General features: G+C 65.1%; 19 protein-coding genes. 10 read left to right on the top strand and 9 right to left on the bottom strand.

The window, feature by feature from the left end:
- Window positions 1–87 precede the first annotated feature (87 nt).
- From ilvN to V8V93_RS01885, 5 genes are all read left to right on the top strand, one after another.
- The gene (gene ilvN, locus V8V93_RS01905) at window positions 88–567 is read left to right on the top strand and encodes an acetolactate synthase small subunit (protein ID WP_338668679.1); all 480 of its coding nucleotides are present in this window, start codon (window positions 88–90) and stop codon (window positions 565–567) included.
- Complete coding sequence (locus tag V8V93_RS01900) at window positions 568–1,512, top strand: bifunctional enoyl-CoA hydratase/phosphate acetyltransferase (RefSeq protein ID WP_338668678.1); 945 nt, start codon at window positions 568–570, stop codon at window positions 1,510–1,512.
- Window positions 1,509–2,594 carry a butyrate kinase gene (buk, locus tag V8V93_RS01895; protein WP_338668677.1) on the top strand — a complete coding sequence of 362 codons (1,086 nt, stop codon included), beginning with the start codon at window positions 1,509–1,511 and terminating at the stop codon, window positions 2,592–2,594. Before V8V93_RS01900 ends, buk begins: the two co-directional genes overlap by 4 nt.
- A gap of 104 nt (window positions 2,595–2,698) precedes the next feature.
- Window positions 2,699–3,571, top strand: a complete 873-nt coding sequence (locus V8V93_RS01890) for a CheR family methyltransferase (RefSeq protein WP_338668676.1) — start codon at window positions 2,699–2,701, stop codon at window positions 3,569–3,571.
- A gap of 3 nt (window positions 3,572–3,574) precedes the next feature.
- Window positions 3,575–4,795, top strand: a complete 1,221-nt coding sequence (locus V8V93_RS01885) for an HDOD domain-containing protein (RefSeq protein WP_338668675.1) — start codon at window positions 3,575–3,577, stop codon at window positions 4,793–4,795.
- Between the two features lie 296 nt (window positions 4,796–5,091).
- Here the strand turns inward: V8V93_RS01885 and V8V93_RS01880 are convergent, their stop codons facing one another.
- The 3 genes from V8V93_RS01880 to V8V93_RS01870 are packed head-to-tail and all read right to left on the bottom strand — an operon-like array spanning window position 5,092 to window position 8,161.
- Window positions 5,092–6,486, bottom strand: a complete 1,395-nt coding sequence (locus V8V93_RS01880; protein WP_338668674.1) for a peptidase U32 family protein — start codon at window positions 6,484–6,486, stop codon at window positions 5,092–5,094.
- A gap of 55 nt (window positions 6,487–6,541) precedes the next feature.
- Window positions 6,542–7,294: a DUF362 domain-containing protein gene (locus V8V93_RS01875; RefSeq protein ID WP_338668673.1), complete on the bottom strand. Its 753-nt coding sequence runs from the start codon at window positions 7,292–7,294 to the stop codon at window positions 6,542–6,544.
- A gap of 6 nt (window positions 7,295–7,300) precedes the next feature.
- On the bottom strand, window positions 7,301–8,161 hold the full coding sequence (locus V8V93_RS01870; RefSeq protein ID WP_338668672.1) for a PHP domain-containing protein: 861 nt from the start codon (window positions 8,159–8,161) through the stop codon (window positions 7,301–7,303).
- A 134-nt stretch (window positions 8,162–8,295) separates the two neighbouring features.
- Here V8V93_RS01870 and V8V93_RS01865 point away from each other — a divergent pair, with 134 nt between their 5' ends.
- The 3 genes from V8V93_RS01865 to V8V93_RS01855 all read left to right on the top strand — a co-directional run bounded on the left by V8V93_RS01865 (window position 8,296) and on the right by V8V93_RS01855 (window position 9,525).
- Window positions 8,296–8,484, top strand: coding sequence for a Trm112 family protein (locus V8V93_RS01865; RefSeq protein ID WP_338668671.1), 189 nt, complete (start codon window positions 8,296–8,298; stop codon window positions 8,482–8,484).
- A gap of 248 nt (window positions 8,485–8,732) precedes the next feature.
- On the top strand, window positions 8,733–9,146 hold the full coding sequence (locus tag V8V93_RS01860; RefSeq protein WP_338668670.1) for an Hsp20/alpha crystallin family protein: 414 nt from the start codon (window positions 8,733–8,735) through the stop codon (window positions 9,144–9,146).
- A gap of 10 nt (window positions 9,147–9,156) precedes the next feature.
- Entirely contained in the window at window positions 9,157–9,525 is a 369-nt protein-coding gene (locus V8V93_RS01855) for an Hsp20/alpha crystallin family protein (RefSeq protein ID WP_338668669.1), read from the top strand.
- Between the two features lie 86 nt (window positions 9,526–9,611).
- Here the strand turns inward: V8V93_RS01855 and V8V93_RS01850 are convergent, their stop codons facing one another.
- The 5 genes from V8V93_RS01850 to V8V93_RS01830 all read right to left on the bottom strand — a co-directional run bounded on the left by V8V93_RS01850 (window position 9,612) and on the right by V8V93_RS01830 (window position 15,880).
- On the bottom strand, window positions 9,612–10,292 hold the full coding sequence (locus tag V8V93_RS01850) for a response regulator transcription factor (RefSeq protein ID WP_338668668.1): 681 nt from the start codon (window positions 10,290–10,292) through the stop codon (window positions 9,612–9,614).
- Window position 10,293: 1 nt separating this feature from the next.
- Window positions 10,294–13,155, bottom strand: a complete 2,862-nt coding sequence (locus V8V93_RS01845) for a PAS domain S-box protein (RefSeq protein WP_338668667.1) — start codon at window positions 13,153–13,155, stop codon at window positions 10,294–10,296.
- Window positions 13,156–13,266: 111 nt separating this feature from the next.
- Window positions 13,267–14,736, bottom strand: coding sequence for an alpha/beta hydrolase family protein (locus tag V8V93_RS01840; RefSeq protein ID WP_338668666.1), 1,470 nt, complete (start codon window positions 14,734–14,736; stop codon window positions 13,267–13,269).
- A 16-nt stretch (window positions 14,737–14,752) separates the two neighbouring features.
- Complete coding sequence (gene tolR, locus V8V93_RS01835; RefSeq protein ID WP_338668665.1) at window positions 14,753–15,166, bottom strand: protein TolR; 414 nt, start codon at window positions 15,164–15,166, stop codon at window positions 14,753–14,755.
- Window positions 15,167–15,175: 9 nt separating this feature from the next.
- Window positions 15,176–15,880 (bottom strand): MotA/TolQ/ExbB proton channel family protein, encoded by a 705-nt coding sequence (locus V8V93_RS01830; RefSeq protein WP_338666998.1) that lies wholly within the window; start codon window positions 15,878–15,880, stop codon window positions 15,176–15,178.
- A 277-nt stretch (window positions 15,881–16,157) separates the two neighbouring features.
- On the opposite strand from V8V93_RS01830, the gene V8V93_RS01825 reads away from it, so the two are divergent.
- Window positions 16,158–19,034, top strand: coding sequence for a hybrid sensor histidine kinase/response regulator (locus V8V93_RS01825; protein ID WP_338668664.1), 2,877 nt, complete (start codon window positions 16,158–16,160; stop codon window positions 19,032–19,034).
- Between the two features lie 79 nt (window positions 19,035–19,113).
- On the top strand, window positions 19,114–19,791 hold the full coding sequence (locus V8V93_RS01820; RefSeq protein ID WP_338668663.1) for a CBS domain-containing protein: 678 nt from the start codon (window positions 19,114–19,116) through the stop codon (window positions 19,789–19,791).
- Between the two features lie 387 nt (window positions 19,792–20,178).
- Here V8V93_RS01820 and V8V93_RS01815 read toward each other — a convergent pair whose 3' ends face one another.
- Window positions 20,179–20,547, bottom strand: a complete 369-nt coding sequence (locus V8V93_RS01815; protein ID WP_338668662.1) for a response regulator — start codon at window positions 20,545–20,547, stop codon at window positions 20,179–20,181.
- Between the last annotated feature and the right edge of the window lie 12 nt (window positions 20,548–20,559).

The raw sequence follows: 20,559 nt of genomic DNA, 5'->3' as shown, positions 1-20,559 counted from the left end.
ATGCCGAGATTTGCATTGAACCGAGTATCGGGTATTGTGCTTGGGCGCGGAAATCCGCGCACGCCAACCGCAACGAGGAGATTTCCCTTGAAACGCACTCTGTCCGCCCTGTGCCGCAACGAACCCGGCGTCCTGGCCATGATGGCCCGGGAATGCGGCAAATACGACGCCAATATCCTCTCCCTGGCCGCCGGGGAAACCGAAAACCCGCAGGTCTCCCGCATCATCCTGTGCGTGGACGGCGACGACGAGGCCGTCGACAAGATCGGCCGCTACCTGGAGTCCCTGGACGCGGTCATCCAGTTGGACGACCTGTCGCGCAAGGGCTTCGTGGACCGCGAACTGGTCATGATCAAGGTGGCCATGGACCCGGCGCAGACCAGCCAGTTGATGCAGGTCTTCGAGGTCTTCCGGGCCAACGTGGTCGGCATGGGTCAGGAAACGGTCACGGTGGAGCTTTCCGGCGACCAGGAGCGCGTGGACGGGCTGATCAAGATGCTCGTGCCCTACGGGATCAAGTCCATGTGCCGGTCCGGGATGATAGCGCTCAAGCGCGGGGATGAGTAAGTGTCCGATTTTCCCCCCATCACAAGTCTGAACGAGGTGGTCCAGGCCGCCCTGGATTACGGCCGGGGCGGGAGCATGCCCAAGGTGGCCATCGCCCGGTCCGCCGAGGGCTTCGTACTCCGCGCCGGGATCGAGGCGTTTGAACGCGGCGTGGCCGAGCCCGTCCTGGTCGGGGACATGGAGGAGACGAAGCGCATCGCGGACGAGCGGGGGCTGGACATCTCCCCCTTTCGGCAGGTGCACGTCACCGACGACGCCGGGGCCGTGTTCGAGGCGGTCCGGCTCTTCCGCGAGGGTGAGGCCCAGTTGATCATGAAGGGGCTGGTGCCCACGGCCACCCTGCTCAAGGCGGTACTCAACAAGGAGACCGGCGTACCCCACGGTGGGCGCATCCTCAGCCATGTCGGGGTGTTCGAATCCCCGGTGGACGGCAGGCTGATGCTCCTGACCGACCCCGGCGTGAACATCGCGCCTTCCCTGCAACGCAAGGTGGACATCCTCAAGAACGCCCTGGACGTGGCCCGGACCCTGGGCATGAAGGAGCCCAAGGCGGCCATCCTGGCGGCCACGGAAAAGGTCAACTATCCGGCCATGCCCGCCACCCTGGACGGCGATATCCTGACCAAGATGGCCCGCCAGGGCCAATTCGGCGACGCCAGGATTCTCGGCCCGCTCTCGCTGGACCTGGCCGTGTCCCGCAAGGTGGCGGCCACTAAGCGTTTCGACAGCCCCGTGGCCGGGAACGCGGACATTCTGGTCACCCCGAACATCGAGGCGGGCAACGTCCTGTACAAGTCCCTGTCCACCCTGTGCGGCTGCATCATGGCCGCCGTGGTCGTGGGCAGCCGGGTGCCGGTGGTGGTCCCGTCCAGGGGCGATTCGGACGCGTCCAAGTTCCACTCCATCGCCCTGGCCTCGGTTCTGGCGAAAAGGAGCCGGTCATGAGCATACTGGTCATCAACCCCGGCTCCACGTCCACCAAGGTGGCCCTGTATCGGGGAGGCGACACCCTGGCCGCCGAGGAACTGCAACACTCCCGCGAGGAGATGGCCGGGTTTCCCAGGGTGGCGGACCAGTACGATTTCCGCATGCGCGTGGTGGCCGAGTTCCTGGGCAAGACCGCCACGGATTTCGGGCGCATCCAGGCCGTGGTCGCCCGAGGCGGCCTGCTCCGTCCTCTGGAGGGTGGTGTTTACGAAGTGTCGGACGAAATGGTTAGCCATCTGTTGGACGCACGGTATGGTGAACATGCCTGCAACCTGGGCGGCATCCTGGCCCGCGCCCTGGCCCGGCAGTGGAACGTGCCCGCCTACGTGGTCGACCCGGTGGTTACGGACGAGATGATGGACAAGGCGCGGCTGACCGGGTTGCCGGGGCTCTCGCGGCGGTCCATCTTCCATGCCCTGAACCAGCGCGGGGTGGCCCGCATCGTGGCCGAACGGCTCGGCATCCGCTACGAGCGCTCGAATTTCATCGTCTGCCACATGGGCGGCGGGGTGTCCATCGGTGCGCACCGCAAGGGGAAGGTGGTGGACGTGATCAACGCCCTGGACGGCGAGGGCCCGTTCACTCCGGAGCGCACCGGCAGCCTGCCCCTGGTGCCGGTCCTGGACATGGTCCACCACGGCCAACGCGACTACGCCGAGCTGCGCACGACCATCCTGCGCCGGGGCGGCCTGGTGGCCCACCTGGGCACCAACGACCCGCGCGAGGTCCTGGCCCGCATGGACCAGGGCGACGAGCGGGCGGGCCTGGTCTTCCGGGCCATGGCCTACGGCATCGCCCGGTACATCGCGTCCATGGCCCCGGCCCTGGCCGACGACGAGGGCGGCCTGGACCTGGCCGCCGTGGTCCTGACCGGCGGGCTCTCACGGAGCCAGGCGCTGGTGGAGGAGATCGCCCGGCAGGTGGGCTTTCTCGGCCCGGTGGAGGTCGTCCCCGGCGAGGTGGAGATGTCCGCCCTGGCCGCAGGCGCGGCCCGAGCCCTGTGCGGAGACGAGCCCGTGAGGACTTATCCTCCCGAATAGCCGCCAGTCATTATATTCCTTAATAAATACTGGTCTTCCCCGGACGCTATGCAGTAATGGTCAGGGTGGAGAATCGGTCGGTATTTCGAAAAGGATGACGGTGCATGGGGGCCTTGTTTAGCAAATCCACTGCCTTACGAAAGGGCATCAAGATCACGGACGAGGAATTCGTCCGGCTGCGCGACTTCATCTACGACAAGAGCGGCATCTTCGTGGACGAGAAGCGCAAGTACCTGTTCGAGAGCCGGTTCTCCCGGCGGCTGGGCGAGCTCGGCCTGACCAGCTTCACCGACTACATCAAATTTCTCAGCGTGGACCGGGGGCCGGAACTCAAGCAGCTCTTCGAGATGGTCACCACCAACGAGACCAGCTTCTGGCGGGACACCAAGCAGCTCACCTCCTTCCGGGACAACCTGCTCAAGGAGGTCCTCGACCGCCAACGCGAGGCGGGCAAGCTCGAACTGAACATCTGGTCCGCCGGGTGCTCCTCGGGCGAGGAGCCCTACACCCTGGTCTTCCTCCTGCTCGAGACCCTCAAGGCCGAGATAGCCCGTTGGCGGATCAACATCACCGCCGTGGACCTGTCCGAGGAGATGATCGCCCGGGCCAAGGCCGGAATCTACACGGAGTACGCCTTCAAAACCACGCCGGACGAGGTCCGCAAGCGCTATTTTAAAGAGGTCGACGGCGGCTGGGAACTCGACCCGCGCCTCCGTAAGCTGGTCAACTTCGCGCCCATGAACCTGAACGACCCCCTGGCCGTCAAGCGGGTTCCCCGGTCGCACATCGTGTTCTGCCGCAACGTGATCATCTATTTCGACGCAGCCATGAAGCGCAGGGTGGTGCAGGCGTTCTACGACAACCTGCTGCCCGGCGGCTACCTGCTGGTCGGGCACTCCGAATCCCTGCACAAGATATCCCGGTCGTTCAAGCCGATCCACAACGCGGGCGCCATCGCGTACAAGAAGGAGGAGTAGGCCGTGGGCACGAAGCGCATAGACGAGCTCAAGGCGGGCATGGTCCTGGCCTCCGACCTGATCGCCAAGGACGGCAGGCTGCTCTTCAAGAGCGGCACCGAACTGGCGGACAACCAAATCCAGCTGCTCAAGCGCGTGGGCATCGGCGAGGCCGACGTGGCCCCGGACCTGTCCGACCTGACCGAGGACGACGTCCTGGCCATCGAAGATTACGTGCGCGAATTTTTCCTGTACGTGAATCCGGACCACCCCGCGGTCATCGAGATGTTCCACATCGCCCTGGAACTGACCGCACGGGCGGTAGCCGGCGGCTGGCAACTGCCCGACCTGAATGAGCGCCGGGCCTCCAACGTCGAGCACCTGGACGACATCTTCGTCACCGGCATGGGCACCCCCGAGACCATCGTCGAGCACGAGACCGAACTGGCCAGTTTCCCGGATATCTTCTTCCGCATAAAGGAGGTCCTCGAAGACGAGGCCGCCTCGGCGGACCGCATCGCCAAGGTGGTCAGCACCGACGTCGGCCTGTCCGCCAAGCTCCTCAAGCTGGTCAACTCGCCGCTCTACGGCTTCCCCCAGACCATCGACTCCATCAGCCGGGCCGTGGCCCTGGTGGGCGGCAAGGAGCTGTCCACCCTGGCGCTCGGCATCTCGGCCATCAACTATTTCCAGGACATCCCGCCCGAGCTGGTGGACATGCAGTCCTTCTGGCGGCACTCCATCACCTGCGGGATCTTCGCCCGCATGCTCGCCGGGACCCAGAGCGGCCTGTCCCCGGAGCGGTTCTTCATCGGCGGCCTGCTCCACGACGTGGGCCGGCTCATCCTGTTCAAGAAACTGCCCTACGCCTCCACCGAGGCCATGCTCTTCGCCCGCGAAAATTGCCTGCCCCTGGTCGAGGCCGAGACGGCCGTCATGGAGTTCTGCCACACCGACATCAGCAAACCCCTGCTCGCCGCCTGGAAGTTCCCCGAAAGCCTGGCCGTGATGATCAACTACCACCACGACCCCATGGAATACCCCAACCCCCTGGAACCCGCCATCGTCCACGTGGCCGACAACCTGACCAACGCCGTGGAAATCGCCCAGGGCGGCATGTACGTCATGCCGGGCCTCGACGAGGAGGCCTGGGAACTCCTCGGCATCGACCCCGAAAAAGTCCTGAACGAAGCCGTCAGCCAATACGCCGGCCAGATCGACATCGTTATGAGCGCCTTTTTCTAGGCCGTTTTTTCTGCCTGAAATCGCGGGGTGCTTTTTGGGGAAAGGGTGCGAGCGAAAGGCGTCACCGTTTCTTGAAAGTAAGAAAACGCCGCAAGGGCGCTTTAGCGGGTTCCGCCCCCGCCAGCCAAGCTACCTCCCCCCTCCCGCGAAAGACCTTTTTCCCCCGTCCCCGCACGCCCCTGCCGAAGGCACCCAAAAAGTTTTGGAGATTCCAAAGAACCTTTTCCGAAAGGTTCTTTGGCCGTCGGAGACGCCGCCCGGCGAGGGCCCGCCGGAGGCATTCCTCCCCGGCCTGGCTAGTCGAGCCTGTCCATATCCCAGGGTTTTCTGATGAACATGCCGGTTTTGATTTCCGGGTGGTCGCAGATGAACACGGCGCGTTGGCCGGGGTGGGAGGTGTCCACGCCTTGGCCCTGTTCGTTGACCAGGCCGTAGTCTTCGGCGGAGATGTGGGGCCGGATGAGGCCGGGCACGAGGATTTCCACGGGCTCGGCGGTGGTCCAGCGCGACTTGGTCTGGACGAGCCAGCGGCCCGAGGCCAGGGGGGCGAGGATGCGGGCGAGCACGGGGCGTTTTTCGGTTTCGTCGGGCGGCTGGGCAATGACGCCCCGGTTGGCCGGGTCGAAAAAGCCGGTGGTCAGGGGCCGGGAGGCGGCGTTGACCAGTTCGGACAAATAGAGTTCGGGCTGGAACCGGCCGGTGGCGGCGTGGTTCAGGGCGGTCTTGTAGGCGTCCACGACCTGGGCGAGGTAGGCGGAGCTCTTGGTCCGGCCTTCGAGCTTGAGGGAGGCGACCTTCATGCCCCGGAACCATTCGAGGTAGTGGAGCAGGCAGAGGTCTTCGGCGGCGAAGAACTTGGTCCAGTTGTCGGTGTCGAGCGCGGCGGACAGGGCGCGGTCGGCCGGGGGCTGGGACGCGGGGGAATCACTGTCCGGGGAGGAGAAGGCGAAGTCGTCGGGCGCGTCGAAGGTGAAGTCCTCGGTGAAGGGGTTTTCGTATTCGCGCATTTCCCAGAGCTTTTCGCCGGGCCGGGTGCGTTCCTCGAAGGTCATGGACACGGGCCGGTATTCGTAGCGGCAGGGGTGGGAGCACTGCCCGAGGTTGCCGGGCCGGTCGTTGAGCAGGGCGGACATGTAGCAGCGGCCGGACACGGCCATGCACATGGCCCCGTGGACAAAGACTTCGAGCTCCATGGTCGGCATCTGCTTGCGGCAGGCGTCGAGCATTTCGCCGAGTTCGGCCGAGCGCAGTTCGCGGGCCACGTTGACGCGCTTGGCCCCGTTTTCGCGCCAGAAGCGCACGGCCTCCACATTGGAGGTGTTGGCCTGTGTGGAGATGTGTACCGGGATTTCGGGCAGTTCGCGGCGGAGCAGGCGGATGACGCCGGGGTCGGCGGCGATGACCGCGTCGGGCCGAAGTTCGCCCAGGGTGTCGATCTGTTCGTGCACCGCGCTCATGTGCGACTGGCGCGGGTAGACGTTGAGGGTGTAATAGACCTTGACCCCGGCCTGGTGGGCGCGGGCGATGGCCCGTTCGAGCGCCTGGCGGTCGAACCCGCCCGCGCCGGCGCGCAGGTTGAGGCCTTCGCCGCCGAGGTAGACGGCGTCGGCGCCGTACAGGACGGCGGTCTCGAGCTTTTCCATGTCGCCCGCCGGGGCGAGCAGTTCCGGGGTGAACGGGGAGTCGGGCATGATCGCAGAATACCTGATGGGGGTTCGTTTCGCCAAGGGGAATGTTGGCGCCTGGTCAGCGCAGGTGGCCGACGCCGTGCCAGTCGATGCCGAGCAGTCCTGCGGCGGCGCGGTCCACGGCCAGGGGGTCGGCCCCGGCCAGGATCATGCCCACTTCCGGACAGCACCGGGGCCCGCCCAGGTGGTAGTCCTTGAGCCCTACCGTGGCGTCCATGAGGGTGAAGTGCGGGGTGACGTAGCGGTTCAGGTCGCGGATGGAGCCGTGCATGTCGCGGTGGAAGAGGGCCTTTTTCCAACCGCCGCCCTGGTAGTGGGAGGGCGGGGCGAAGCCTATCATGTTCTTCATGGTCCCGGTTACGGCCGCCATGGAGTGGCCCTTGAGCACGGGCAGGGACACGATGCAGTGGTCAAAGGCGGCCTCGGGCAGCCACATGGTCGGGAAGACCGTACAGCCGGGCTTCGATATCTCGACCAGGGGGGCGTGGTTGAGGTCCAGCAGGTCGACGTCCTTGCACCGGGCAAGTTCCTGGTAGCCCAGGACGGCGAAGATCTCGTCGGTCTCCTTGTCCCTGTCGCCGGTGCCCTCGGCGATGGTGATGGGTGCGTCGGTGTGGGCGCGTATGGCGTCGATGGCCGCGGCCGTGAACGCGGGGTGGGTGGTCACCGGGAACGGCGAGGCGTTGACCAGGTTGGGCTTGAGCAGGATGCGCGCAAATCCGGCCAACGCGTCCGGCCCGCCCGCCTGTTCAAAGGCCCGGCGGACGGTCTGCGCGTAGCTTTCGCAGGGGAGGGTGACGACTTCGGACATGATCGTTTAGACGGGCAGGCCCTTGGCCCGCCGGGCAGCCTTCATTTTGTCGAGCAGCTCGTTGGGGATGTCCAGGTTGCCCCGGCCCACGCCGAGCCTGATGTCCGGCTTGTTGGTCCCGTGGAAGTCCGATCCGCCGCTCTTGAGCAGGCCCAGGCGGTCGGCCATCTCGCCGAAGGCCTTGGTGTCGGCCTCGGAGTGCTCGGAGTAGATGACCTCCATGCCGTCCAGGCCGAGGTCCATGAGGCGGCGGACCAGCTTTTCGGTCTCCGGGTAGCTCAGCCTCAAGGCGTAGGGGTGGGCCAGGATGGACGTGGCCCCGATGTTTTTCAGGATGGCCAGGGCCTTTTCGGGCGTGAGCTTGCGTTTGGGCACGTAGGCCCGGCCGTTGTCGCCGACCCAGACCTTGAACGCCTCGTCCATGGACGAGACCACGCCGAGCGCCATCAGCTCCTGAGCGAAATGCGGGCGGCCGACGGTCCCGCCGGCGCGGGCGGCCACGGCTTCGTAGGTGATGTTTACGCCCAGAGCGCGCAGCTTGGCCACAATCTCGTGGTTGCGGTTGGCGCGTCCCTCGATGACCCAGTCAAACGCCTTCTGGAGTTCGTCCGCCCGTTCGGGCAGCCACAGGGCGACCATGTGGATCCAGCCCGTTCCCTCCGGGGATTCCAGGCTCAGCTCCGCGCCCGGAATGACCTCGATGCCGTACTTCCTGCCGGCCTCCAGGGCTTCGGGGATGCCCTGAAAGGTGTCGTGGTCGGTCACCGCGATGGCGTCCAGCCCGCTCTCCTTGGCCAGCTTGACCAGTTCCGTGGGCGTCAGGGTGCCGTCCGAGACCGTGGTGTGTGTGTGCAGGTCTATGCTCATGGATGTATTGTCCCGTAAGATTGTCGGTTGTTCAATGCATCAAGTTACAGATTCTCCGCATGGAGGTAAAGCGCGGCGTGGTTGCCAATCTCCGCGCCCGAGGCTATCCTGCTCGCACTGAAAAGGAGAACGCCATGACCCTGAAGAAAGAACTGCTCGATATTCTGGCCTGCCCGCAGTGCAAGGGCGAACTCATGCCCAAACCCGGCGGCGACGGGCTGGCCTGCCCCCGGTGCAAGGTGGTCTACCCGGTCAAGGATGACATCCCCATCATGCTCGTGGACCAGGCAGTGCCCGAAGAGGAATGGACCGGCTCGAAGTAGCCGTCCGGTTCAACGGCAAAAAAAGCCGTCCTGCCTGCATTTGCGGGCAGGACGGCTTTTTCGCAGCGGGCTTTCCTCACGGCCGGGTTTGCGAGAGGGGGGTGGCGGCTACCGCAGCCTTGGAAACGGCGCGGACGGCCCGTTATCGCAGACCGCGAGCGAGAGCCAAATTTTTTCCACAGGGAGTCTTGACGATCAGGGAATGGTGCCTATTTTCAGTTCGAACGAACGAAAAGGAGGTGCCGTTCATGGTTATCGATTTCAATACGCTCTACAATTTTCCGTCCCGGTTGGATCGTGTCTTTGAGGAAATTCTGCGATCGCCCATGGGCGACGACCGGCGTTTGGCCTACCCCCCGCTCAATCTGAGCAACGACGATGAGAACATTTACGTCCGCGCGGAAGTGCCCGGAGTGACCATCGACGACGTGGAACTGACGTTGACCGACAAGACGCTGGTCATCAAGGGCGAGCGCACCGCCCCGGAAGGCAAATTCTATCGTCAGGAACGCCCGAGCGGAATTTTCCACAGAGTTGTCAACATCGGCGTACCGGTTGACCGGGACAAGGTGACCGCGGCCATGCGGGACGGGGTGCTGACCGTGACCCTGCCCAAGTCCGCCGAAGTCAAGCCGCGCACCATCAGCATCGACGTTGCCTAAGGAGGGTGTCATGAGCGAAGTCGCGAAGAAAGAGGAAGGCAAGGAACTGAGCCGCTTCCGTCCGGCCACGGACATCCTGGAGCGCGAGGACGGGTTCCACATCTTCATGGACATGCCCGGCGTGAGCAAGGACGACATGGCCATCGATCTGGAAGAGGACGAACTGACCGTGACCGGCCGCTCGGCCCAGTGCCCGGTTTCGGGCGAGAAGTTCGTGGAGGCGCAGTTCGGCGCGTGCGAATACGTGCGGTCCATCTCCATCTCCGACATCGTGGACCGGGAGCGCATCAAGGCCTCCCTGGAAAACGGCGTCCTGGAACTCTTCCTGCCCAAGGTGGAGAAGGTCCAGCCCAAGCGGATCACCATCGAAGCGCAATAGTTTCGTCAGTCATTCCAAACAAAGAGCCTCCGACAACCGAAGTTGCCGGGGGCTCTTTGCGTACGGTCCGCAGCGGACCGGGCCGGTCAAATGGCCCAGGTCTCGATGTCGATGAGCCCCAGCCGGGCGGCGTAGCGGACGAGTTCCACGGAGCTCTTGAGCCCGAGCTTCTTCATCAGGTTGGTACGGTGGTTCTCCACGGTCTTTGGGGAGATGAACAACTGCTCGGCCACTCCCTTGGCGGTCAGCCCCTCGGCGAGCATGCGCATGACCTCCTGTTCGCGGGGGGTCAGGGTGGCGTATGGGTCGTCGTTGCCGTCCCGGGAGTCGCTCTTGGTCTGGAGCAGTTTGAAGACGACCTCCTGGGACAGGGCGCTGTCCAGGAAGAGGTTGCCTCCGGCCACGGTGTTCAGCCCCTTGAGGAGCTGCCCGGCGGCGGATTCCTTGATGATGTAGCCCGTGGCGCCGGCCCGGAAGGCCTCGACTATGTAGTCGGCCTCGGAGTGCATGGAGATGATCACGAACCGGGTCAGGGGCAGTTCGTCCTTGAGTTCGCGGATCATCTGGATGCCGCTCTTGTCCGGCATGGAGATGTCCACCAGGATGATGTCCGGCTTGTGGGTGCGGGCCAGGGTCACCCCGTCCTCGCCGGTGCCCGCCTCGGCGCAGACCGCGAAGTTTTCGTCCCGGCTGACGATGGTTTTGAGGCCCTCCCTGAAAAGGGGGTGGTCGTCGACGATCATGATGTCAAGGGTATTCGCTCCCATACTAGCCGTGTCTCCTCGCGCTTTCGATCGGTACCTTGAAAAGTATGCGTGTGCCGGTGCCGGTCAGGGTCTGGACCTCCATGGAACCGCCGATGAGGCGGGCCCGCTCCTCCATGCTCCGCAGGCCCATGCGTTTTTCCGCGTCGGCCCTGGCCAGGCTTTCCTCCATCGGGAATCCGCTGCCGTTGTCCTCGATGCGGATGAGGATGTCGGGGTGGCTTTTGACCAGGCGGATGACGGCCTTGGTCGCCCCGGCGTGGCGGCAGATGTTCCTGACGGCTTCCTGGACCATGCGGTAGAGGTTGATTTCCACGTCGAAGTCCAAGGAAATATTCTCGATTCCGGTGGAGAAAAAGTCAACGTCAAAGCCATATCGGCTCCCGGAGTCGTGGCACAGATTGGTCAGGGCCTGGACCAGGCCCAGCTGGTCCAGGGCCGGGGGGCGCAGCCCGTAGGCGATCTCCCGGACCGAGGCGATGGTGTGGCGCAGCACCTCGGCCACGGCTTCGCCGCGTTCGGCCAGCTCCGGGTGTGCGTCCGGGTGGCCGTCGAACAGGGTCTCCATCTTGAGCATGATGGAGGAGAGGTCCTGGGCCACGTTGTCGTGCAGGTCGCGGGCGATGCGCTGGCGCTCGTCCTCCTGCACGCGGATGAGCTGTTGGGTCAGGGCCTGGATGCGTTCCTGGGCCTTGCGCCGCTCCTCGGCCTCGGCCTTGAGCCGGACGTTGGCCTTGGACAGCTCGGCGGTCCGCTTGCGCACCCGGTTTTCCATCTGGGCGTGGGCGATGAGCAGTTCGGATTCGAGCGCCTTGTACCGGGTGATGTTGGTCAGGATGAGCATCTGGGCCTCGCGGCCGCCCCACATGATCGGCTTGACGCTCATGTTCACCCACTTGGTCCCGCCGCTCCGGGTCAGGATGCGGAAGGAGCCCAGGGACTCGTTCATCTCGCCGGAGTCGAGGCGGGCGAAGCGGGGCGCGTGTTCGGCCTGGTCGCCGGGGTGGACCATGTCCACGAAATCGAGCCCTTCGAACTCCCTCGCCGAGTAGCCGGTGATGCGCATCATGGACTCGTTGACGTAACGGGCCACGCCGCTCTGCATGACGATGACTCCCTCCTGGGAGTTCTCGGCCAGCACGCGGTAGCGCTCCTCGGAGTCCATGAGGGCCTCTTCGGCGCGGCGCCGGGGGGTCACGTCCAGCAGGGAGACGATGACCCTGGACAGGGTGTCCTTGTATTCGTCCGGCACGAAGAAGTGGACCATGACCCAGATGGTGTCGCCGTCCAGGGTGCGGTTGGTGATCTCGCCGCAGTATTCCCGGCCGCCCGAGGCGAGCAGGATCATCTCCTCGGCGAAGGCGGCCATGGAGGACTCGGTCAGGACCTTGTCCAGGTTGCCGAACAAGTCCTCCTTGCTCGTCGCGCCGAGCAGGGACAGGGTGGCCTTGTTCACGTCCACCACGGTGACCAGGGTGGCGCATTTGGCCAGCGCCTCGGGGTTGTCGTAGAAGAATTTGCGGAAATCGCCGATCCCCTGTTCCTTGAGGTCGTCGAAGTAGAACTTGAGTTTGGTCAGGTCCTCCTCCCAGAGGGAGATGGGGGAGTCCTCGAACAGGGTGCGGAACCGGGCCTCGCTGGCCGTGATGGCGGCTCCGGCCTCCAGGCGCAGGGTGACGTCCCTGGACACGCCCTGGAATCCGCAGGGGCGCCCCTTGCCGTCGAGCAGCCGCTTGATCATGGTCTCGGCCCAGAAGGTCTTGCCGTTCTTGTGGATGTGTTCCAGCTCCAGGCTGTTGATCAGGGCGTGGTCCCCCTTGGCCTCGGCCTCTCGCCGCCGGGCCAGGGCCTCCTCGAACTTGCGGATGGAGGACCGGGTGATCATCTTCCGGAACGGGCGGCCCTGGAGCTCCTCCAGGGTGAAGCCGCTGATGTCCTTGATGGACGGGGTGGCGTAGATCAGGTGGTAGTCGTCGTCCATGGTCCAGATGACGTCGGCGGTGTTCTCGGCCAGGAAGCGATATTTTTCCTCGCTGGCCCGCAACCGTTCCTCGGCCTCCTTGCGGGCGGTGATGTCCGTGGCGATGCCCTCCACGGCCACGGGGGCCCCGGCCTTGTTCCGGAGCAGGATGTGCCGCTGGCTGGCCCAGTGGACCTCGCCCGACTTGTGGATGAACTGGAATTCGTATTCCTCGCGCACCCTGCCCGCGAGCAGCTCCTCCATGATCCGGTCCAGGTAGTCCCGCCAGTCCGGGTGGACGATTTTGCGGACGAGCATGGGGCATTCCTGATACTCCCGGACGGTATAGCCCGAAAAGCGCTCAACCGAGGGGCTGAGGTAGTCGTAGAGGCCGGTGTGCAGGTTCAGGCGGAAGAAGATGTCGCTGGTGCAGTCGGAAATGAAGTTCAGGCTCTTTTCGGCCGAGCCCAGGGCCTCGCGCATGCGGATGAGGTCGGACAGGTCCTGTTTGATGCCGATGATGTGGGTGATTTCGCCGGATTCGTCGGTGACGGGGTCGAACCACCCCTTGACCGTGCGCAGGGTGCCGCCCTTGGCCCGGATCAGGTACTCACCCTGCCACCGCTTGCCCTGACTGACCGTGGGCAACACGCTCTTCCAATAGAGCTCGACGCTTTCCTCGGGCATGGCCAGTCCCTGGGGCAGGTCCAGGAGATTCTCCAGAGAGTACCCCCAGAGTTCGGTCCAGGCCCGGTTCCCCCAGATGGGGTAGAGGGTCTTGTCGTGGATGGAGACCGGCATGCCCGACGCCTCGACCAGTCTCCGAAACAGGGCGGGATCGGCATCGACCAGCCGTTTGCGGGTTTCTGGATCAAGGCGTTCTCGCGGGTCGCGGTCGATCTTCACAGGGCGTCCGGCTGGGTGAAAGTGACAGGCATGAGCCATTACGGTGAACGCACCATAACGTATTTACAGTCCGGATGGAAGGCGCGAGCGTTGCGCTGCCCGTTTCCGGGGCTATTTGAGGCCGTTGATCCAGGACACGGCCAGTGAGGCGTGGTCGTCGGCCACCTGCTCCACCCAGGAGGAGCGCGCCCCTTCGGCCTCAAGCACCTCCCGGCTGGTTTTGGCCGGGGCGACCACAATGGTGAAGGGGCGTTGCTGCTTGTCGCGCAGGGCTTCGAGCACGGTGATCAACGGTCGCCATTTGGCCGTCTCCCGGCCGGTGATCAGCCAGAGCACGGGCAGGTCCAGCCCGGCGAGAACCGTGCGGTTCGGCATGTCGGTCGGGGCGAGCCCGTCGGTGAGCATGCAGACCAGGAAGCGGGGGGAGGTCAGCCCGGCGGCCCGGATGGCCGCGGGCACGCCCCGGCCCGAGCCCCAGATGCCGGCCTTGTCCGCGCCGATGGACGGGTGTGCCGCCAGGAAATCGAAGGCCGACGCGGTGTCCTCGGCCAGTTCGCCGGTGCCCGCCGGGGCAGGCGTCTCGGCACCGCAGCCGCGCGGAACGAAGGTCAGGGCGGCCAGGCCGTGCATGGACAGGGTCCGGGTGAAGGCCTGGACCATGCCGGGGTCCGCGCACTCGGGTCCATGGACGACCACCACGCCCGCGTGGCCCTCGTCATAGGGCGGGCGGGAGAACATGGCCTCGACCCGCCCAGCCGGGCCGTCGAAGGCGACCGCTTCCTCGCGCACGTGCACCTTGACCGGGTAGTGGGCGATGCGGTCGTCGTCCGTGACCAGGATGAACCGCTCGATGCGGTCGTCCTTGGCCAGGAAGGTGACCGAGCCCGTGACCGGCTCGTCGGCGTAGACGGACGGACCGACGGTGTAGACGTACTTGCCGAAGGCCTGCTTCAGGCGGCGCAGAGTCTTGTTCTTGGAGTCGTAGATCAGGAAGCGCCCGTACTTGGTGTTGCGGGCGTCGATGATGGAGATGACCCGGTTGTCCTTGGTCCGGAACTGGCCGGAGAACTCCTGGGGCGAATAGGAAAAATAGTCGCCCATCATGGCCCGGCCGAAACGGGCCTCGGCCCCGCGGTGCACGGTGCCGTCCTTGCGCACGTAAATTTTCTTGGGCAGGCCGTCCTCGGCCAGTTCCTCTTCGGGCGCGGGTTCGGGCTCGGGCGGCAGGGTCTTGGACGGGCTGATCTCGACCACGTCGGGCTCGGCCGGCGGCGCGGGCTCCGCCTCGGGCGGCGGAGCGGTCTCGGGCGGTTGCGGCGCGTCGTCCAGGACCACGGTCTTGTCCATGGGCAAGGGGGCGGCGGCCGGGGGGACTTCCGGGCATTCCTTTGCGGCCTGTGGCTCAGGCGCGGGCGCGGGGGCGGGCATGGGGATGATTGGTTGCGGTTCGGGAACCTCGGTCAGGTTCACCTCCATGAGCTCCTCGGGCAGCAGGGGCGGCAGGCTCACGGAATTGAGCAGGGCCACGGCCACCACGGCGTGGAAGAGAATGGAGAGTGTCCAGCTCAGTGCCCGCTGCATGCCGCCTCGCTTCCCCTTACTTCCTGTCCTGTTTGGGCTCTTCCGCCACAATGCCGAGCTTGTCGATGCCCGCGGCCTTGATCTCGCCCATGACCTGGACCACGGTGCCGTAGGGGACCTCCTTGTCCGCGCGCAGGAAGAGCTGCTTCTTCTGTCCGGCCACCAGCCGTTTCAGGTGGTCCTCCAGCTCGTCCATGGAGACCTGGTACTCGTCCAGGAAGATCCGGCCGTCCTTGCGCACGGTCAGGACCAGGTGCTCGGAGTCCTGGGGCAGGTTGCGGACCGTGCGCGTGGTCGGCAGGTCTACCTCCACCCCCTGGGTCATGAGCGGGGCCGTGACCATGAAGATGATCAGCAGCACCAGCATCACGTCCACGAAGGGTGTGACGTTGATCTCGTTGAGGAAGCCGCCGCCGGTCTTGATCGCCATGGCGCGCTCCTAGCCCCGCTCGGGCTTGTCGGCCCAGGCGATTTCGCGTTCGGCGCGGTTCAGGAAGGCCCCGGCGAAATCGACCATGCCGGACTCGACCTCGTTCAGCTTGCCCAGGAAATAGTTGTAGAAGATGGTCGCCGGGATGGCCACGAGCAGCCCGATGGCCGTGGCGATGAGCGCCTCGGAGATGCCGGGCGCCACCGTGGCCAGGGCCGCGCTCTGCGCCTGCCCGATGGAATGGAACGAGTGCATGATGCCCCAGACCGTGCCGAACAGGCCGATGAACGGGGCCGCGTTGGCACAGGTGGCCAGGAACGGCAGGTTGCGGGTCAACCCGCGCATCTCCTTGGAGATGCCCTGCTTGAGCACGCGCCGCAGGGTGTCCTTGACCAGCAGCCGCTTGCGCTCGCGGTTGATCCCGGCCTTCTCCAGCAGACGGAACTCGTGCACGGCCAGGGACGAGACGCGGGCCAGGGGCGACTGCTCCTTGTCGCCCAACCCCTTGATTCCCTTGGACAGGTCCCCGGCGGCCACAAAGGCGTCGTACCCGGCCATGACCTTCTTGCGGGCCGTGCCGATGGTGAAGAACTTGAAGAAAATGATGGTCCAGCTCCACAGGGACATGCATCCCAGGAAGAGCATGACCAGCTTCACCGCCAGGGTCGCCCCGGCAAGCAGGGACAGGATGGAGTTGTCGGGCAGAAAGTTCATGGTTGCACCTTCGGTCTGTATGTTGGGAATGCCCTGCGTACGGGGGGCCTGTACTGTATGTAAACCCCGTTCGGGCAGAAAGCAAGGGCTGCGAAAAAGGGAAGGACTGTCTTTTCAGACGGTTGCGGTCAACTATGCGCCCACCCCCCACTGCGGCGGGGCTGCGCGCCCTCCGGATACGCGGTATGCACTTGTCCCTTGTCCCGTTTATGTCGTAAGGACATCGGGTAGGCGGCGGGAACCGTTCATGTTTCGGGGCGGATAGCGGAGGCGTTGTGTGAAAATACTGATCTTGGCGGGCAAGCATGTGGACGAGCGGGACCTGGACCTGCTCCCGGAGGGCCATGAGCGGACGGTGGTTCGGTTGGCCACGGTCTCACGGGGCGTGCGCCGGTTGGAAAAGAACGACGCGGACCTGGTTCTGCTCGCGCCCGATCCGGACGACGACTCCTGGCCCCGTGCCGTGAGCCGCATCCGCAAGGAATACGGACGGCAGTCCATCGTCTTGACCCACGCCCCCGGCGCGGAGGACGCGGCCCTGGCACAGGGGGCCTTCGATTGTTTCGTCCCGGGCCCCGGAATCCGCGAATGCCTGACCCGCAGCTTCCGCCACCTTGAGGACCGCCTGGACATCGAGACCCGGCTCAAGTTCCGCCTGGACCTGCTCGACTGGATGGAACGCACCGACGCCTTCGGGAGTTGGGAGATGGGCTCGGACGGGGACATCCGCTGGTCCGAGGGGCTGGGCCGCATCTTCGGCCGGGAAGAGGCTCCCGGCCGCAGGCTGTCCGGCCTGCGAAACCACGTCCACCCGGACGACCTGGAGGTCTTTGACCGGGCCACCGAGGCCACCTTCGACCAGGGCTGGCCCCTGGACTTCGAGTATCGGGTGGTGGACGAGGACGGCAAGGTCCGCCACCTGCACGTCAACCGCGAGGTGGAGCTGGGACCGGGAGGCGAGGTGGTGCGCATCTGGGGTATGGCCCGCGACGTTTCCCTGCAAAAGGAATTCGAGGAACTGCTCTTCCGGCGGGACGCCATCCTCCAGGTCCTGGCCAACTTCGCCAGCCGCTTCCTGCGCAAGGTGGACTGGAACGAGGGCGTGGACGAGGCCCTGGCCAAGCTCGGCAAGGTCACGGACGTGACCCGCATCTATCTCTTCAAGAAGGACACCGGCCCGGACGGCGGGGAGGTCCTGTCCCTGCACAACGAGTGGGGCACGGAGTGGGTCGCGCCCCTGAGCACCCTGCCGGAGAGCCGGAACATCGCGATCTCGCCCCGCTACGAAACCTGGCGCGGGGCCATGCTCAAGCGCAAGGTGGTCACCGGCCATGTCAAGCATTTCCGCAAGGAGGAGCGGGCCTTGTTCGCGGCCACCGGGGCCAAGTCGGTCATGATCGTCCCGGTCTTCGCCGGGAACGCCTGGTGGGGGTTCCTGGGGTTGTCCGAACACCGCCGTGAGCGGGACTGGCTGCCCGTGGAGATCGAGTCCATGATGCTGGCCGCCAACCTCTTCGGCTCGGCCATCCACTACGGCGAGATGAGCCGCAAGCTGGTGGAGGCCAACCGGTCGGCCGAGGAGGCCTCCAGCGTCGCGCTGGAGGCGAACATGGCCAAGTCCATGTTCCTGGCCAACATGAGCCACGAAATACGCACGCCCATCAGCGGCATCCTGGGCATGGCCGAGATGATGGTCACCACCGGGCTGACCGAGGCCCAGCGCGAGCACATGGACATGATCCGCGACGCCGGGAGTTCCCTGCTGAACATCGTTAACGACATCCTGGACATCTCCAAGATCGAGGCGGGCCGCATGGAGCTCAAGCCCGAGGACTTCACCTTCCGCTCGGCGCTGGAGACCAGCGTACGTTCCTTCGGCCCCCAGGCCGAACTCAACGGGCTGGTCTTCCGCTACACCGTGGCCGACGACGTACCCGCCAGGCTCAACGGCGATCCGGACCGGCTCGGCCAGGTCCTGTGGAACCTCATCGGCAACGCGCTGAAGTTCACCCCGCGCGGACTGGTGGAACTGACCGTGGCGCTCTCCCGGATCGAGGCCGGACGCGCCTGCCTCCAGTTCAAGGTTCGCGACACCGGCGTGGGCATTCCCGAGGACAAGCTCGACGCGGTCTTCGACAGCTTCACCCAGGCGGACAGCTCCCTGCGCAAGAAGCACCAGGGCACCGGGCTCGGCCTGACCATATCACGGCAACTGGTCAACATGATGGGCGGCGAGATCGGCGTGGAGTCCGCCGTGGGCCAGGGCAGCACCTTCTTCTTCACCGCCTGGTTCGGCCTGGTCGAGGAAGCCGAGCCCGAGGCCGCGCCGGTGAGGCCGCGCACCCCGCGCACCCTGCATCTGAATATCCTGCTGGCCGACGACAACCCCATGAACCGGAAGTACCTGGAACACTTCCTGACCATGTTCGGGCACACCGTGACCACCGCGGAGAACGGGGTCCAGGCCCTGGAGGTCCTGCGCGACAAGGGGCGGACCATCGACGTGGTCCTCATGGACGTGCAGATGCCCGAGATGAGCGGTCTGGAGGCCACCCGGGCCATCCGCGAGTCCGATGGCCGCCTGTACAACCGCAAGGTACCGATCATCGCCCTGACCGCCTACGCCATGACGGGCGACCGCGAGCGCATGCTCGAAGCGGGCATGGACGACTACGTCAGCAAGCCCGTGGACATGCACAAATTGTCCGAGGCCATCGTCCGCTGTACCGCCGACCGCCAGGCCCGCAAGGGCATGGTCTGCCGCCCCGCCTCCGCGCAGCACGAGCCCAAGCCCAAGGCCGAGGAGAAGATCGAGGTCTCCCTGGACGTGGACAGCCTGTGCAAGCGGTTCGAGGGCAACATGGACCTGTACAAGGACATCCTCGACCTCTTCCTCATCGAGGCCAAGGTCAAGCGCGAAGACCTCCACCGGGGGCTTGAGGCCATGGACGCAAAGGCCGTGGCCGCCGCCCTGCATTCCATCACCAACATCTCCAGCCACGTCCTGGCCATGGATGTGGTCAAGCTGTCCCGATTGCTGGAAAAGCGATGTTATTGCGGAGAGATGGATGAGGTCAAGGAAGGGGTCAAAGGACTCGTGCCCCGCTTCGACGCCCTGGTCCTGGCGGTGGAGAAAGAGGCCGCTCGGCTGTAACCCGTTGCAATTTGCGGACTTACCAAGTAGGTATGGCAGACTGTTTCCATCCCGGAAATCGCTGTACAGGAGGTAGCCGATGCTGGTCAGAGACTGGATGACGGTCAACGTCATCGCCCTGGGAGTGAATTCCTCTGTGCTGGATGCGGCCGAGATACTGCGGGAAAAGAACATCCGGCAGTTTCCGGTCATCGACAGCGCGGGCTGCCTGGTGGGCATCGTCTCGGACCGGGACATCCGCGACGCCATGCCGTCCAAGTTCATCCCCGGCGACGCCGTGGTCGAGAGCGGCGGCGGCCTGTATACCCTCACGGCCGGGGACATCATGACCCTGGATCCCGTGTCCGTGCCCTCGGACGCGGCCATGACCGAAGTGGCCGACATCCTGGTCAAGCACAAGGTCGGCGGCCTGCCCGTGGTCGACAGGGGCCGGCTCGAAGGGATCATCACCCAGCTCGACGTGCTCCGCTTCCTCTGCGCCTCGGCGGGCTCCGCGCGCGGCGGCGCCCAGTTCGGCATCCGCATGGACGGCCCCGAGGGCGCCCTGGCCGATATCCTCTGCGACCTTCGGGCCAAGGGCATCGTCTTCACCAGCGTGTTCACCGCCGTGGACCCCACCCGTTGCGGCTCCCGCAACGCCTACGTCTCCATCGCCGATCTCGGCGACAAGTCCGTTGAGGATGTCGTTGAGCTGCTGCAAAGCAAGTACACCCTCCTCTTCTACGTGGCCGAAGGTGTGACGGTAGATTTGGTGTAGGGCGGCTTCCGACAGCGGGCCATCTGCACATTTTTTCCGGCCGCGCCAATCCTCACGTAGACGGCTACGCTGCGGTTGCCGCGGCCGGAAGAAAATGCACAGCTGACCCACTCTCGAAAGCCTTGTGCTAGCGCGGAAGAGAGAGCCGCTGTCGGGTGCTGCGCACCCGAATCGCTCCAAAAGAATGAAGAATTGAAGGCCGTATGGTTTGTTGGACCAACGGCCCTTTCTTTGCGTCCCCACCCCGCGAAGCGGCGCTAAAAAGTTTTGAAGGGGAGTCCAGAGGGGAAACTTTTCCAAAAGTTTCCCCTCTGGCCGCCGGAGGCAAAAAAAGTCCCCCCGGCCGCATGGCGGTCGGGAGGACTTTTTTCGTCTCGGGATGTCGGCCTAGTCGCTCAGGGCGGTGCGGACGACTTCGACGAGGCGGCGGGTGTCGATGGGCTTGGTGAAGGTGTCGACCACGTCGTAGACCTTGGCGAGTTCGACGATGGCTTCGGGGTTGAAGGCTTCGCCGCCGGAGATGGCGATGAACTTGTGGGCGCTGTCGGCCTTGATCAGTTCGCCCATGACCTGGAGCCCGCCCTTCTTGGGCAGAAAGATGTCGATGATGGACAGGTCGATGGGGGTATCCCGGCAGATGTGGATGGCCTCTTCGCCGTCCGCGGCCTCGATCACTGCATAGCCTTCGGCCTCGAGAACCGACTTGAGCAGTTCCCGGATCATGGGGGCGTCGTCGACGACGAGAATGGTCTTCATCAAGGTGCTCCT

The organism is Pseudodesulfovibrio sp. 5S69, from assembly GCF_037094465.1.
GTDB lineage: Bacteria > Desulfobacterota > Desulfovibrionia > Desulfovibrionales > Desulfovibrionaceae > Pseudodesulfovibrio > Pseudodesulfovibrio methanolicus.
This window is presented reverse-complemented; position numbering and strand designations above follow the sequence as displayed.